General features: G+C 44.9%; 15 protein-coding genes and 1 pseudogene. 7 read left to right on the forward strand and 9 right to left on the reverse strand.

The genetic code is table 11. The annotated features are described in order from the left end of the window. Window positions 1-48: 48 nt before the first annotated feature. Window positions 49-399, reverse strand: coding sequence for a hypothetical protein (locus BCU07_RS03375; RefSeq protein WP_102429127.1), 351 nt, complete (start codon window positions 397-399; stop codon window positions 49-51). Window positions 400-985: 586 nt separating this feature from the next. Further along, window positions 986-1,882, reverse strand: a complete 897-nt coding sequence (locus BCU07_RS03380; RefSeq protein WP_102429128.1) for a LysR family transcriptional regulator — start codon at window positions 1,880-1,882, stop codon at window positions 986-988. 99 nt (window positions 1,883-1,981) lie between these two features. Here BCU07_RS03380 and BCU07_RS03385 point away from each other — a divergent pair, with 99 nt between their 5' ends. Further along, window positions 1,982-2,866, forward strand: a complete 885-nt coding sequence (locus BCU07_RS03385; RefSeq protein ID WP_102429129.1) for an SMP-30/gluconolactonase/LRE family protein — start codon at window positions 1,982-1,984, stop codon at window positions 2,864-2,866. Window positions 2,867-2,978: 112 nt separating this feature from the next. Here BCU07_RS03385 and BCU07_RS03390 read toward each other — a convergent pair whose 3' ends face one another. The 3 genes and pseudogenes from BCU07_RS03390 to BCU07_RS03400 form a co-directional block, all read right to left on the reverse strand. Further along, window positions 2,979-3,872, reverse strand: coding sequence for a DMT family transporter (locus BCU07_RS03390; protein WP_050652322.1), 894 nt, complete (start codon window positions 3,870-3,872; stop codon window positions 2,979-2,981). Between the two features lie 242 nt (window positions 3,873-4,114). After that, a pseudogene (locus tag BCU07_RS03395) lies at window positions 4,115-4,509 on the reverse strand (pentapeptide repeat-containing protein). Between the two features lie 164 nt (window positions 4,510-4,673). Then, entirely contained in the window at window positions 4,674-5,936 is a 1,263-nt protein-coding gene (locus BCU07_RS03400) for a metal-dependent hydrolase family protein (RefSeq protein WP_102429130.1), read from the reverse strand. A gap of 405 nt (window positions 5,937-6,341) precedes the next feature. Between BCU07_RS03400 and BCU07_RS03405 the strand changes: the two genes are divergently transcribed. Together BCU07_RS03405 and BCU07_RS03410 are read left to right on the forward strand one after the other, a co-directional pair. Continuing rightward, a complete protein-coding gene (locus BCU07_RS03405) occupies window positions 6,342-7,685 on the forward strand; it encodes a CAP domain-containing protein (protein ID WP_102429131.1) in 1,344 nt (447 codons plus the stop codon). Between the two features lie 287 nt (window positions 7,686-7,972). Continuing rightward, complete coding sequence (locus tag BCU07_RS03410; RefSeq protein WP_017068109.1) at window positions 7,973-8,461, forward strand: hypothetical protein; 489 nt, start codon at window positions 7,973-7,975, stop codon at window positions 8,459-8,461. 99 nt (window positions 8,462-8,560) lie between these two features. Here BCU07_RS03410 and BCU07_RS03415 read toward each other — a convergent pair whose 3' ends face one another. Beyond that, complete coding sequence (locus BCU07_RS03415; RefSeq protein WP_102429132.1) at window positions 8,561-10,291, reverse strand: amidohydrolase; 1,731 nt, start codon at window positions 10,289-10,291, stop codon at window positions 8,561-8,563. Window positions 10,292-10,611: 320 nt separating this feature from the next. On the opposite strand from BCU07_RS03415, the gene BCU07_RS03420 reads away from it, so the two are divergent. Together BCU07_RS03420 and BCU07_RS03425 are read left to right on the forward strand one after the other, a co-directional pair. Then, complete coding sequence (locus BCU07_RS03420) at window positions 10,612-11,130, forward strand: lipocalin family protein (RefSeq protein ID WP_102429133.1); 519 nt, start codon at window positions 10,612-10,614, stop codon at window positions 11,128-11,130. A 108-nt stretch (window positions 11,131-11,238) separates the two neighbouring features. Further along, window positions 11,239-11,766, forward strand: a complete 528-nt coding sequence (locus BCU07_RS03425; protein WP_102429134.1) for a cytochrome b — start codon at window positions 11,239-11,241, stop codon at window positions 11,764-11,766. An 84-nt stretch (window positions 11,767-11,850) separates the two neighbouring features. On the opposite strand, the gene BCU07_RS03430 is transcribed toward BCU07_RS03425, so the two are convergent. Both BCU07_RS03430 and BCU07_RS03435 read right to left on the reverse strand, forming a co-directional pair. After that, window positions 11,851-12,225: a hypothetical protein gene (locus tag BCU07_RS03430; protein ID WP_102429135.1), complete on the reverse strand. Its 375-nt coding sequence runs from the start codon at window positions 12,223-12,225 to the stop codon at window positions 11,851-11,853. 69 nt (window positions 12,226-12,294) lie between these two features. Next, complete coding sequence (locus tag BCU07_RS03435; protein WP_102429136.1) at window positions 12,295-12,600, reverse strand: monooxygenase; 306 nt, start codon at window positions 12,598-12,600, stop codon at window positions 12,295-12,297. Window positions 12,601-12,756: 156 nt separating this feature from the next. On the opposite strand from BCU07_RS03435, the gene BCU07_RS03440 reads away from it, so the two are divergent. After that, entirely contained in the window at window positions 12,757-13,668 is a 912-nt protein-coding gene (locus tag BCU07_RS03440; protein ID WP_102429137.1) for a LysR family transcriptional regulator, read from the forward strand. 22 nt (window positions 13,669-13,690) lie between these two features. On the opposite strand, the gene BCU07_RS03445 is transcribed toward BCU07_RS03440, so the two are convergent. After that, entirely contained in the window at window positions 13,691-14,305 is a 615-nt protein-coding gene (locus BCU07_RS03445; protein ID WP_004736309.1) for a TetR/AcrR family transcriptional regulator, read from the reverse strand. Window positions 14,306-14,541: 236 nt separating this feature from the next. Between BCU07_RS03445 and BCU07_RS03450 the strand changes: the two genes are divergently transcribed. Further along, window positions 14,542-15,657, forward strand: coding sequence for an efflux RND transporter periplasmic adaptor subunit (locus BCU07_RS03450; protein ID WP_102429138.1), 1,116 nt, complete (start codon window positions 14,542-14,544; stop codon window positions 15,655-15,657). Window positions 15,658-15,662: the final 5 nt, after the last annotated feature.

The raw sequence follows: 15,662 nt of genomic DNA on the forward strand, positions 1-15,662 counted from the left end.
TGATTAGAAAAAGTACCTTGAAACTTTAGTCGTTTGTTATGCTCGTGCTCATGAAAATTGAAGAACTAAACAAGCTATAAACGCTGGCAGACCAGCGATGAAGAAAACCAAGCCTGTCTGGTAGTTCATTCGATAGTGCTCGCGTTCGTCTTTTTCGAAATCGTGTCCCTCTACCATTTTGTAGACTTTATCTGTTCTAGTGTCATCGAACCGAGTCGTCTTACTATGGATGCCACCTTCCCACATTAGCTTCGCTAAAACCCATATGACGATGACAACAAAGAAAAGAAAGTCGACCAATTGTGTCGTAGCAAAGAATGGAACAAACTGGGCTAGAGCGACAACAACAAGAGCCGCTAATAGGTTAATTAGAACAACTTTTTTGAGTAAATCGAGCAAAATCACCTCCTAGATCATCGCTTTATAGACGGACTTTTTCCGTCTTTGCATTCCGTCTATGTTGCTGCCATTTATTATAAAACTCAACGGGTATCAACCTGTTATGTGAATCGGTATATAGTTGCGGGGTCGAATTACGGAAAAATTCCGTATAAGAGAACAAAGTACGGATTAGATTAACTTGGTCTATTGGTGTACTGCTCAGATGTTCCGTGTGCAGGTTCTGTGAAGGTTTGGGGCAAATCCGTGTTAGCCCAACCTCCCTCGGTAATCACACCAACCTCAAATTCCCTCCTAATCTCCCCTTAATCCGTATTTTCGACCCATTATGATTTCGTGGAAAGGGGAGGAACTGAATGCCGATGGCGACATGCGCATTTTCACATTCAGCGCCAAAGAAGATTCTCCCCCTCGGTCGTCAATCTAGAGAGGGGGATAAACTCAACTTGAGGGGGAGTTAGAGGGGGAGGGTGTTTCAAAATCGACGAATACACGGCAGCCTATCAGCTATTGAAAGCACTGCGATTGAGCCTGATATGAATGGAACGCACATACGTTCCAATTGAAAGGTTTAGCGTTCTAAAACTCACAACGTATAAGCGTTATTCGATTCCAGCCACTCTTTTACCGCTCGGTTAAAAGTGACTAACTTCTGCGGTGTTACTCTTCTTTGAGCATAGATAAGGCTTAGCTTTTGGGCTTTAATCGACCATTCTGGGAACACGTGAATAAGCTCACTTTTTTTGAGCTGCTCTTCAACTTGATAGAACGGCAAGCTGGCGACACCTATCCCTTGCATCGCTAACTCCAAAATTGAACTGTAGGTATTCGAGCTAACGCTTCCGGTTACTTCAACATGGTAGGTTTGTTCGCCATTGATCAACTCCAGCTGATTCCAACGTTCATTTTGACTGTTAAGAATGAAGCTGCATTTATGGATGTCTTTGGTGGTAATGAGTGGGTTAGTCGATGCGTAACCTGCACTGCAAACGAGAACATTGCGGATGTGCCCGAGATCGTTGGCAATCACATCATTAGGGAGTTCATCGTAGGCTCGGAAAGCAATGTCAAAGTCTCCAGACTCTATCTTCTTTTTCATCGGCCCAAAGTCGAGAATCAAATCCACTTTTGGGTACTCTTGCTTGAAAGTAGGGATGATATGACGACAAAGCGCACGCCCAAACTCTATCGGTGCGGTAATTTTTAAATCGCCTGCCACTTCCTGCGTCATGTCTAAGACACGCATTTCCGCTTCGATTGCTAATAGTTGAATTTGCTTCGCTTTCGAATACAACTCTTCACCCACTTCTGTGAGGCTGATAGAACGAGTCGTTCTGTGAAACAGCTTAGAATTCAATGTTTCTTCGAGTCGTTGTACATGCCGAGACACCAAACCTTTCGACACATCCAATACTTCAGCGGCCTTGGTGAAGCTTTGCTCTTCGGCGACAGTCAAGAAGGTCTGCATATAAATCAAATTCATCATTAACACCATTTAGTAAACAGTGAAGTCATTTTTTACTGTTTTTCTCACTCTTTCAAGAAACTAAGATTCAAAACGTAAACAGAAAGGAGAAGAACAATGAACAAATTACTACTTATTAGCGCTGCAATGGCTGCCTCTATGAATGTTTCAGCTGCCTCTGTTGTAGAAAGCAACCCAACACTAGTTGGAGGCTCATTCGGCTTTGTTGAAGGCCCAACATGGGATGTGAAACATCAACGTTTCTTGTTTAGCGATATTCCAAATAACACAACCTATTCTTACGATCTTAACGGCAAGTTGAGCGTTTTTGATGACAATTCAGGCTATGCCAATGGTCTCGATATTGATGCGAAAGGCAACCTTTGGGCAGCCCGCCATGATAGAAAGCTGTCGTACCGTCAGGGCAACGGAGAGAAAGTGATTGTCGCTGCAACGTATAACGGCAAGCTGCTCAATAGCCCGAACGATTTAACCGTTAACAGCGATGGCAGCGTGTGGTTTACCGATCCTCCGTTTGGTATCCAAGGTTACGGCCCAGCAAAGGCAGAATCAGAGCAACCGGTTAATGGCGTTTATCGTTATTTAGATGGTGATCTAAAGTTGATCACTGGAGAGTTCAAGCTACCAAACGGCATCGCATTTTCTTCTGATGAATCTTCGTTATACGTTGCCGACACATCTGATGGCTGGGTATACCGATTTGATGTTGATGGACAGTCACTCAGCAATAAGACGCAGTTTGCCCAGGTGAAGGCGGAGTCTGGCTCTGAACCTATGGTTGATGGCGTTGCTGTTGATGCCGATGACAACCTCTTTGTTGCAGCGCACGGTGGCGTGGGGGTGTTCGATAAAGACGGTAAGCAGATAGACTTCATTGCTATCGATGCGGGCCATATCAGCAACCTAGAAATTGGCGGGAAACAGCAAGATTTACTGATGGTGACGGCATACAACAAAGTGTTGGTGTTCAAGCTTAAGTAACGCCTGACATAAACGAAACCAAAAAGGGACGGGTAGAAATACCGGTCCCTTTTCTAATTTGAATATGTCGAAAGTGGATTAGCTCGATGCGCAGTAATGATGCTGCCGACGATTAAGGCTTAGGCTGATTGGCTTCTATATCTAGGGCCGTTTGATTGGGCCTGCCGAAGTACTTCTTCCATTTTATTGGCATCATAGGAATGACGATAAGACTGATGCCGACAAGGGTCAACATGTCTGGGATTTCGTCAAACCACATCACGCCAAATAGAGTCACAAACACCAACCCCGAGTATTCCGCGAGAGCAATTTGGTTTGCTGGCGCTTTTTTATAAGCCACCACCACAAGGGCATGATACCCAAGAACGAATAGGTTGATTGCCATAATCCACCCAACATGACGCCATTCAATCGCCGCCCATGCAGGCAGAGCAAGAGCCAACGCCAGCGGCAGAGTCATTACACTGGTCCAAAATAGTGTCGAGATAATGTGTTGTTCTGCGTGAAGACGTTTGATCAAGATATTGCCGACACCCATAGCGAGCGCGCTGCCTAAGCCTGCAATAGCGGCCCAGTGAAATTGCTCTGGACGCAACACGATTAACACACCCACGAAACCAATCAATGTCGCGACCACTTTTGATGATGTCGGCTTCTCTTTCAATAAAACAATAGAAAGCGGGAGCATCAGAATAGGTCCAACATAGAACATCGCATTTGCGGTCGCCAAGGTGAGGTGTGTGATGGCAATCATTGCGCAGCCACTCCCCACTAGGATGAATTGAGCCCGCAAGAAGTTGATGCGACAACCACCTTGCATGCGCGTCTCTTTGGGTAGCTTTAGCCAAAAAGGAAGCAGCAACATCACGCTCAATAGCTGGCGGATAAACACATATTGGAACGTGGGCACTTCACCGTTCAGCACTTTGAGTGAGACGTCTGAAAAGGAGGCGAGCAGGTTGGCGAATACTAAGAGCAAAATCGCGTGGTTGGTGGCTTTGGTCATACAGAAACAGCACTACATATTTGTCATACAATTATGGGCGCACATAATACATGAGAATCGAAAATATGTAAGAACAAAAACCAAGTAAGAACAATGTCGTTCGATGCTTAGTGATATGGGGGCGAGATCTGCTATTACGACCTGAGTTCAGTAGGAGAGTGCCCAGTCCAATTCGGTATTTATCGAATAATCGAATGAATATGCAACAATATCAGCGCATTGGAGATCATCGCTGTTTGAGCCTACTTGGCAGAGAGACACTGTCGGGTAGGATCTCGCAGCTCAATAATGGTATTGCCTGTGTCTTTTCGTTTGAAAGCAGAGTCATTAACTTGAGCATTGCTGAAGTCAGTGCGAAACAAGTCGGCACGCAGTAAATCGACGTGAGCATTTGGGCGTAACTCATGTTGGCGTTACGTAGGTCAGCATCGCGGAAGCTCGTATTGTTGAGGTTCGCGTGGCTGAAATTGGCATAGGTGATGTCAGCCTCATTCATGTCCGCACCCGATAAATCGGCGCCACTAAAATCAGTACGTATCAGGTTGGCGCAACGAAGGTCAACATCTTGAAGCGCTAGATTACTTAGATCGGTATTACCTAATTGTGCTCGTTCGCCGCCTTGGTTTTCCAACCACAATTTATGCTGATCTAAAATAGAATCGAGTTGTTGTCAGAGTTTGTTGGTCGAAAGCGAGATCAGTTTTAGGCGATTTAAAGAAAAGCAAACAACCAAGTTAGTCATCTCGGTTATTTGCTTTAGATTTGTTGCTTTTATGGTGAATGGACGAGCGCTTTTCGAGGTTAAAGCGTGTTTTTGTACACCTTGCCGTCTTTCATGATCAGTTTTTGTGTCTCTGTGTTCGCCACACATGCAACACTTTCCAGTGGGTTGCCATCGATGATCAATAGGTCGGCATACGCGCCTTCAACGATCTGACCTAACTTGCCTTCTTGGTATGGGTGTTGGTAGGTCGACATTTCGAACAAGCGACCACAGTTTGATGTCGCCATGCGAAGCGCGGTGATGGTATCGAATACTTGCTCAATCGCACCAAGTTCATTCAATTGTGTCGCGTGAACGTTGGTTTCACCTACACAGTCAGTGCCAAAAGCGATGTTCTGGATGTCGTATTTCTTAATCAGTTCTGCTGACTTGAACATCGCTTTGCCTACGCGTTCTGTCTTGCGGTATGTCTCTTCATTTGGCAGCGGGATCTTACGCTCTGCAATCAATGAAGAGGTAAAGTAAGAAGGAATCACCCAAATGCCTTTCTCTTTAATGATTTCGGCAATGTCGTCGTCCATGATGGTCGCGTGTTCGAAAGACATCACGCCCGCTTCAGCTGCTCGGCGCATCGCATCAGAGGTGTGGATGTGCGCAGCGACATAAGTGCCGTAATCTGAAGCGGCCTCAACTGCGGCTTTCATCTCGTCTGATGTAAATTGCAATGTGTCTAGCGGGTCGAAGGTTGAAGATGCGCCACCGCCAGCCATGATCTTGATTTGTGATGCGCCCATGAATAGCTGTTCACGCACCGCTTTCAATACTTCTGAACGCCCATCGGCCACTTTCATTGAGCCTTGCTTCATCATTGGTGAGTCTTCATGGCCGTTTGCTAAACGCTCTTGTGCTTGGTTTTGACGGTAATCGGAGTGACCACAGGTTTGTGAGATAGCCGCCATTGAAGGAAGAATGCGTGGGCCAGTCGCATAGCCCTTGTCGATACTGTTTTTAAGGCCAAGCGTATTGCCCGCCACGTCGCGAATGGTAGTAAAGCCGCGCATTAACATCTCTTCTGAAATCTTTGCTGAGCGAATCGCCACTTCTTCACGAGTCATCGTATCAATGACATTAAAAGAGGCAGAGAGCGTGATATGAACGTGCGCATCAATCAGGCCTGGCATGACTGTGCCACCTTGAGCATCAATGATTTCATCCGCTAACGTTGCATCAACCTCGCCAATTTGAGTAATCAAGTTGTCTTCAATAAGAAGTGATACGTTCTCGATTAGGTTGTTATCAACACCGTTAAATACGTTCGCGTTAGTGATTAGCTTTTTCATAGTCTGCACCTTTTGGAAATGAGTGTGTGTCGCTGATGGGGTCATCATATGGGGCGCAGCATTTGAAGAATGGCCATTTGGTGACAAGCAATGACGAGACTTATCTTTTGGTGCTTTTCAATATTTCTAAGTTTTTCCTACTCGAACGTTAAGGTGTATTTCAAATCGTCGTCACCTTGTGTTGAGAGTCAATTTACCGAACTGTAACTGGATCTAAAACGGAAGGCTTAATGAAAATACTGAATGAGTTCATCCACTTATAGGTCGAACGTTAAATTGACAATATCTTATAAAATGTTAAATCGGTGTCAGTATTTAGGGGCTCTGACATTGGTCTGAAATTTAAGTTCGTTCTATGAGGCAACATCCTTACATCAAGAAAAATATATGCTTAAGGATTAACTCATGAAAAAACAAAATATCTCGGCAGTCGCCCTTCTAGCACTGATTATTACGGGTTGTGGTGGAGAGAGTTCATCAGGAGGTGACAGCACAACGTCTAATAACGCTAATGTTCCAAGTAATCCAAGTAATCCAAGTAATACCGGCTCATCATCTACCTCTCAGCAGCCTGACATTAAAGCTCTTAGCAACAATATGATTTTTGCGATCGAAGGTTTTATCGAAGAAACGGATCCAATCAGAAATTTCTCATCTATTACCGTCAAAAATGAGCTGCCTGCGTTCAAGAGTGGAGATACTCAGGAGGTTGATGTGACTATCGCTGTACCAACAATCGTTATCGATAATGGCAGCAACTTTGTTAACGATTGGCACTGTTACGAAACCACAGGATTAAGCGCGCAAAGGAAGGATCATCAGTTACTTGTGGACGGTACAATTTCTGAATATCGATACGATATGCAAAGTAACTCTTGTTCTAGTGAGCTCTTGGGATCGTATGTGTTTAACGATGCGGTGTTCGACAGTTCGTTGGAATTTAAAACCGTTGGCAGCGTAGTTTCCAAAGATGGGAGCGGGATAGAGTCTAATTTACCTACTTACGATTTTATCGCTCAAGCTTATGGAGAGCAGTCAAAAGAGCGGTTTGGTGATTCTTGGGAATTATTACAGCGCGACAAAATTAATGCTGCAGCTAAGGAGGTTGGGGCCTCGATCTTTGAGTTGAACACTTCATCTGGAAAGATCGATTTGGATCTAGGTCAGCTTAATAGCGACACTCTCATCGATTTCGCTTCACTAGATACAAATCAATTATTGAATGGTGCGATTTGGGGGATGCCCGGTCAAGGCGTTGCCGATGAAAAATGGTGCCGAATTGTGAATATTCCAGAAGATCTAAGTCAGAACAGTATCAAGTACCAATCTGTTATCTCGACAAATTGTGCGAGGTCGACACAACGTTATTGTGATGCCTTTGGTTCATCGTTTTCGAGTGGTAACTACCCACCAGCAGCTCCTATCGCTTGGGACAATAATACGGCGAGTAATGCCCAGTTGAACTCAGATGAGCAGTACCGAAGAGATGCTCAAGGTCACTTTGTTGTGAACAGTTCTGGTCAGAATGCGTTTGTCCTCTCATCCAATTCGGTTGTGATTCCTATTTTTGGTTACACCAGCCCGCGAAGTGATGGGCAAGTTAACAATGCCGGTCTTAATAGTTGGGTTGGTCACGAAGGTCACTGCCAAAACGTGATGAATAGCCGACACACAAAGATGGGGATTGGATACAAAGCCAGTAAGTCAGATGCATCGAAGATGTCTTATTGGACGCAAGATTTCAACTAACACACTCATTGCTTAAATACGGGTCATTCATTTAGCGTCTCTATTCTTTCTTTAGTTGGTAGTGGCAGGTTACTTGGTAGCAGCAGAGCACTCGATAGTGCCATTTTACTTTACAGTGATACGTGGGCGATCAGGATTATTAAAGGTGGAGGCGCGAGGACACTATGACGATTCATTAATGTCGTGAATGATTTTGAGTGGTGTCATGAAATGGTAAGTTTTGCTCCGATTCGAACGCTAAGATGTATTTCAAATCAAGGCGACTTATCAAATTAGAGAGAGACAGAATGACTAAATCAGACAAAGTTTACGGGTTCAACACACCACAACGTCTATTCGTAGGTTACACGTTAGCCGTGCTGGTGGACTTAGTGGTACTTAACTTCTTCGATGAGTACTGGGACTTCGTTAACATTGAGTCTTTCACTATCTCTTTGATTGCGGCATTGTTGCTGCAGCTATTATTGAAGCTCTCTATTGGTTTAGAGCACAAGATTGCTGAACACTTCAAAAGCAAGCCGGGCACTGCACCTAAGGTGTACCGAGCAATCACCACTTACATTATCTTGGTGGGCTCAAAATTCGTGATGCTAGAAGCGATTAACCTTCTGTTCGGAGATAAGGTGAGTTTTACAGGACCTTGGGGCGGCGTGGTTGCTTTCTTCGCTGTGGTATTTACGATTCTGGTTGCTGAAGTGATTGTATCGAAGATCTACTTTGCTCTGGATGACAAACAAGATTCACATGTGAAAGCGCTTAAAGAGACCAACGCGTAACAGAACTAAAATACAGATGTGAATAACAGACGAGCCAGTTGAATAAGCTGGCTCGTTTTCGTTTGAGTTGCGATAACCAATTCGATACGCGAATTGGCTCTATTTTTCGTAAACCACGTTCCCGCGTAACACCGTCATCAACACCTGAGTTTTGGCGATTTGTCTTGCTGACACTGTGGTGATGTCGCGGTCGAGAATGGCGAAGTCAGCGGATTTTCCTACCTCAATAGAACCTGTTACGTCTTCAATCCCAAGACTTTTGGCGGCATTGAGCGTGTAAGCGTCGATGGCGGTATAGATATCGGTTAGGCCGGTTTTGCCCATGATTAAGCTGTTCGCGATGCCGACCAATGGGTTGATGTCGTGTACGTTCCAATCACTGCTTAAGGTGATATTGGCGTCGGTCTTGAGTATTGCATCGAGGTTCATCATGGCTTTGGCACGGCGAGCACCAAGGAAAGCTTCGGCCCATTGGTGTTGATGCCTTGCAACGTAATCAGAGCCAACTTGGAAATCTGCAGTTACATCTAACTGGCGAAAGCGTGGCACATCTTCATCATTGATTAATTCGACATGGGTTAGGGTGTAGGGTTTGGTTGAACCTTGTTTGCGAATACTTTCTATCGCATCAAGAGATTCACGAACCGCTCCATCACCAATCGCATGAATGTGGGCGCTAAAGCCGATTTTCTCGAGCGCAGTTAACCATTCTTTCATTTGTTCTGGCGGAATATAGTTCAAGCCATTAGGAGACTGGGGTAGATAAGTATCTAAGTAGGGCGCGAGTGTTTTGGCGGTGCCATTGATAAAGATGCCATCACTGTACATTTTCACCTGATCGACAAGTAACAGATGGCTTTTATCGTCGGAATGCATTTTCTCAAAGACTTCTAATTGAGAAGACATCACCATCGATGGGTACACCCAAGGGCGTAGCGATACTCGCGCCGTTAAGTCTTGATTTTGCTCGGCCTCTAGCCAAACGTCATACCAACCTCGTTTCCAATACATGCGACCGTCGCCAATGGTGGTGATGCCGTGGGTTGCCGCTTCCTCAAGCCCGAACATTAAGCCTTGGTAGCTTTGCTCAAACAGTTCACTTTGGCTATTCCAAGCCATCTCCATCACTTGATCGCCAGCATTGTCTAGCAAGATGCCATTGAGCTTGCTGCTGTCTTGGTCTTTTAAATAAACACCGCCTTGTGGGTCTGGAGATTGTTGGCTGATTCGAGCGATTTTTAGTGCTTTTGAGTTGACCCACATCGAGTGTGAAGTCTGCTCCATAAGCACCACGGGGCGATTAGGGAAGACACTGTCGATGATCTCTAGTGGCGTGTAGTCAGAGTCGCTATCGAGCGTCGCTTCCAAAGAAAAACCATAGCCCATAAGCCAACCTCTGCCATCGGTATCAGCATTGATCTTACACGCTTCTAAGTAGGGGATTTGCTCTTCTAACGTTGCTTCAGAGTCGAGTTCACAATTGCCACCCAGCTCTGAGGCGGCTTCAAACACATGGTTATGGTTATCAATAAATCCCGGAAGGACAAAGGCATTGTCTAAATCAATGACATCAGTGCTTTGCCCTTGAAAAGTTTGCGCCTGTGATTGGTTACCAATGAAGATGATCTTGCCTTTGTGGGTAACGATCGAGTCCGACTCACGATGCCCGTATATATCAGCATTGATAAAGATCTGGTCAGCACTTTGGTTATGAACAGATGTTTGCGCTTGAACAATAGTGTTGGCTTGTGCAAGCACCGGCGCTACGGCCGATAAGCTTGTGAGTAATGCTATCCATGCAGTACGTGGCAGAGTGAGCTTGTTATTCATTATTATGTCTTCCATGTTCCACGGTTTAGTAAGTATAGAAAGCGAGTGGCGAGAATCATATCGTGAATTTTTAATAATAAAGTGTCCTTGGTTGCTCTCTTGTTTGAATGTAATTCCAGTGCCTTTTGAGGTGGTTGTGGGAATACAGCTCGTCAATAAAGGATTGCGAATCCATTCGCAGACTAAACAATTCACATAAGGTTCTGAATAAATTACAGTTAAGTGAGCTATAAAAATGGATTTAACGTATTACCAAGGATGTAAGTTTATGTTTTCAAGAGACTTACTCGCATTACTAATAAAAACAAGTCGAGGTTAGGATGAAAAAAATATTATTGCTGCTTAGCGTGATCTTATTGGGTGGTTGTGTTGGCATGCCCGAAACGGTAAAGCCTGTTCAACAGTTTGAGTTGGAACGATACCTAGGGAAATGGTACGAAGTGGCTCGTTTGGATCACTCGTTTGAGCGCGGCTTAAGTAATGTGAGCGCTGAATACAGCCTGCGTGATGATGGCGGCGTGAAGGTGATTAACCGTGGATACTCTGCCGAAGAGGGTGAGTGGAACGAAGCGGAAGGAAAAGCGTACTTCGTTGAAGGCTCTGAACAAGGCTATTTGAAAGTGTCTTTCTTTGGCCCTTTCTACGGCGCTTATGTCGTGTTTGAATTAGACAAAGAGGGCTACCAATACGCGTTTGTTTCTGGGCCCGACACTGATTACTTATGGCTGCTTTCAAGAACACCAGAAGTTGCGCCAGAGGTGATGGAGAAGTTCAAAAGCATGTCTAAAGAGCGTGGCTTCAACACTGACAAGTTGATTTTTGTAGAGCACACAAAATAACGATTTCTGGCTTCTATTTGTCTTTACCTAACTTTACGTATTTACCCTATAAAACGTAATGATATTAGGCGAAAATAGCATCAAGTTTAGAGACATAAAGTGGTCATTATGAGTAATTCGTTATCGAAAAAGACTGTTGTTTTCCATTGGCTTACCGGTATTTTGTTCCTTGTCGTGTTTGTGATTGGACTTCAATTTGAAGGTATGCCGCGAGGCCCCGAAAAAGGTGAGTTGATGGGGCTACACAAATCGTTGGGTTTGATTGTTTTAGTTGTCGCACTTTCACGCTTGGTATTGCGTTTTAAAGAGGGCGCAATTGAGAGTGTTGCCGTATTGACGAGAGCACAAGAAATCGCAGCGAAAAGTGTTCACCACTTCTTATTGTTGGTGACGTTGGCGATGCCAATTTCTGGTGCTGTGATGAGTGTTGCTGGTGGGCGTGCATTAGACGTGTTCGGTTTCGAGCTTATCGCTGCTGGTGAAAAAACCGAATGGTTACAGTCTGCGGCTTCTTTTGTTCATGTCAATTCAGTGAACCTGATTATGGTGGCACTTGCTCTGCATGTATTAGGCGCATTGAAGCATCAGTTTGTCGATAAAGATGGCACGCTAAGTCGTATGCTTGGTCGCTCATAGCCTGACGTTAAAGTTAACGATTTAATACGAAAACACTCGGCATATACCGAGTGTTTTTTTGTTTGTGCTATCTGAACTCATTGGTTAAGCTTGCTTGCGAACCTGCAAAACACTGAGTACCGATAGTGAAATGAAGAACACAGGGTCGCTCCAGCCAAAGCCAACAAAGATTCCTGTAAACGCCGCATACAATGTGATGATAGCGCCGAGCATATTCGTAACCACCAAACCTTGGATGAGCTTTTTAGCTGACACGCCAGGTTCAATGTCTCTAAGCAACCAGCTTATCGCTGCGATACCACCCAAAAAGATACTGGTGTGTTGAGAGAGAAAGTAAGCGTACTTATCATTAATTTCCACGCCGTACATGGGCCACATTACCGTTGGCATAAAAAACAGTGCGATGGCAAACCCTGCGTAAATAATGCCGTGTAGGCTAAGAAAAGTTTTGTTGTTCATTACGTATCTCTCTATTTATGACTTAGCGACTTAGCTATTCAGTATCTTTGTTGTCATTCAGCGAATTAACTAGTCGTTGATTGGGCCTTTGTTAATGGTAGTTAAAGGCTGGTTCACGTCGAAAATTACACCACGTACTTCGTCGACACCCATCTGTTTAAGGCGAGCGCTATGCATCGCTAGGTACGTCTCTGCACTGAGTTGGTCTTCAAAAAGATAGACACCACCGCCCAGTTTTTCAGCTTCGTTTTCTGTCCAGATTTTCCAGATCATACCCGGTTCGTTGTTAATAGATTTTGCTAGGTCAACGAGCGCGCTCGACATCTCTTCACCAAATGGGCCTGAAAATTCAAAATCGACTTGTAATAATTTCATGGTTATTTCTCCAAACAGTTACTTGGTATTGCGCTAAGACTCATGGTCATTTCGCAAAACATAGGAGGCTTGATTGCCTGTTGAAATAGATAATACCTGTAAAAAAAAGACAGGAAAGTTCATAATATAGCCATTAACTGTCAGGATTTTAGACCTATGAGATTGAAAACCACCCTCGACCAATGGCAAACGCTTTACGAGATTGACCGCGCAGGCAGCATTCAGGCGGCGGCAGTGCAATTGAATAAGAGCCATACCACGCTGATTTATGCTTTGAGAAAATTGGAGGACCAATTAGGCGTGACTTTAGTGCAGGTTGAAGGTCGTAGGGCGGTATTGTCGGAGGATGGGAAATCACTGTTGCGCCGTGCAAGCAGTATGTTGGAACAAGCTCGCGAGCTAGAGTTGATCAGTGAACAGCTTGCGAAAGGCATCGAATCTGAAATTGTGGTTGCGGTTGATCACTTGTGCTGCCTTGAACGTCTATACAAACCGATGGCGCAATTTATGGTGGAGAACAGCACCACATCGATTCAAGTGATGGAAACGTCATTGTCTAAGACGACGGAAATGGTGACTCAAGAACTGGCTGATGTGGCTATCATCAACTTGCCTATTACTAATTACTCAGCCGAAGCCTTTGGTTTTACGATGATGGAGCCAGTAGTTGCTAGCTCACATCCGTTAGCAAGTGCCGTTTCAGTGTCGTTGAATCAACTGTCGTCTTTGCCACAAATTGTGGTGCGAGATTTAGGTACACGATCTAATCAAGGCACTAAAAGCCAAGGGAACAAACAGGATGTGGGCTGGTTGAAGTCGAGTCAGCGTATTACGGTGGATAATTTCGACCATGCGTTTGGCGCGGTAGAGCAGGGGGTTGGGTATTGTCGACTACCAAAGCACATTGTTGAAAGTCGAGGTAGCGACAAGCTCACTGTGTTGAATGTCGAAAATGGCAGTGGGTATCACGTTCCGCTGCACCTGACTTTACCAAAAGGAGCCAAGACAGGCCCTGCTGCTCAACGTTTCTATGAGTTACTTCTTGAGTCAGCTGCTCCTGCTAACTAACCCTCATTCAGTAGGGCTCAAACTAGCGAGGCTGATTGCCGTTTAAGAACAGCGCGACACATTCGCGAGTGTAGTGAAGTCTTTCTTCTTCAGATTCTCCGCTATCGTGTCCGAAGAATCCCCAATACGCTGATTTGCCGTGAAACATCAACAACAGTTGGCGTGCTGCAATGACTGGTGAGCTTGATGTCGACAGTGTGAGATCACCAGAGTCTATTTTCGATTGCAAATAATCAGCAAGTAACTTGGTGGTTTTCTGAGGCCCAGTTTCTAAATAGATAGAGGCGATCTCTGGATGCGTATTCGCTTGGCTAATGGCATTTTGAAAGGTTTGTCTAGATTGTTCATCAAGTAATAAATCCTGAAACTTCACACCAAATTTCACCAACTCATCACCCACCGCAGCATCCATATCAAAGGCAGCAGGACTGAGTTCTCGCTCCGCACACTTGGTTTGCATGCAGGTTTCGAAAAGTTCGTCTTTGTTTTTAAAGTGAGAATAGACCGTTTGCTTAGAAACGTTCGCTGCTTTGGCTATCTGATCCATATTGATCTTGAAGCCATGTTCAGAGAAAAGTTGGCTGGCTGCGGTTAAGATCTGCGATCTCTTCTGTTCACTCTTGATGATTTTAGTCACGTGCTTGCTTCTCGTTACTTAGTGTTGTCTCGTTACCTAGTTTGTCTCGTTGCGTAGCGCCTGTTGGTGCTCAGTTCTATGTGTCTCGTTTTACGCTAAGCATTATGCTTTTTGTGATGGTTTTATCAATCATTAACGATGAAACTTATTTTTAACACAATCAAACTAGACAGTCTAGTTTGATTTGGTTGGTCTAAAAAAAGAACATAATTGAGTACCGCATAGGAACAGTACGTATGTATAAATTGATGAAGGGAAGCGCAGTGACAGTGGCGTTGTCGGCTTTTCTTGTTGGATGTGGCGAAAAGGAACAAGCCCAAGAGTCGGTTGATTCAACCGCTGAAACGGCATCGAGCGTCCAAACTATTTTAACCGTGGAAACGATGGCCTTGTCGCTGTCTCCTTCTTATGCAGTACAACGTGAATATGTCGGTGTGGTTAAGGCGGGTCAACAGGCTAATTTAGGTTTCGAACTGGCGGGCAAAGTAAACGAGATTCTGGTGGATGTCGGTGACACAGTCACAACGGGTCAGCCGTTGATCAGACTGGATACCCAACTTTTGGAAACCGAGTCTAGCCAACTGAAAGCGCAGGCTGAAGAAGTCAAAGCTCAATTGAGTTTGGTGGCTGCGAACCTTAAACGTCAACGTTCATTGAAAGCGAAAGGTTTCAGTGCCGAAGCTGAGATTGATTCGTTAACCAGTGAGCAACGCGTATTGCAGGCGAACTTGCTGCGTATTGATGCCTCGGTAAAAGGCAATCAATTGAAGCTGGTGAAATCGACAGTTCGTGCGCCATATTCAGGCACCATCGCAACCCGTTTTGTCTCGCTTGGAGATGTGGTGAATGTAGGGAATCCAACTCTTACACTGCTTGCCTCTGAAGGGAAAGAGGCCTTCATCGGTATTCCTGCCCATCAAATGAAAAAGGTTACTTCACTTTCCGCACCAAGTATTCGCGTCGGGCGAGATGAATTCGCTGTGAGCCTGTTGAATCCGGGCGCAATGGTTGACACACAGTCTCGCAGTGTCGGTTTACGTTACTTGTTTCCTGAACAATCGTCGGTGTTAGAAGGGCAACTTGCCTATCTGAAATTTGATGAGCAGATTGATGACCAAGGCTACTGGGTGCCATTAACGGGTTTGATTGACGGCCTACGCGGTGTGTGGAACATCTTTGTGATTGGTGAAGACAACAAAGTTGAGCGCCGAAGTGTTCAAGTGTTGTTTGCCAACAATCAACAAGCGTACGTGAGTGGGGCGATTGAAGACGGTGAACAAGTGATTGCCAGTGGCTTACATCGTTTAGTTCCCGGACAAACCGTGAAGCCAGCAAGCGTTACTGCTGAATAGGAAAT

This window comes from Vibrio sp. 10N.261.54.E10, from assembly GCF_002877735.2.
Classification (GTDB): Bacteria; Pseudomonadota; Gammaproteobacteria; order Enterobacterales; family Vibrionaceae; genus Vibrio; species Vibrio crassostreae_C.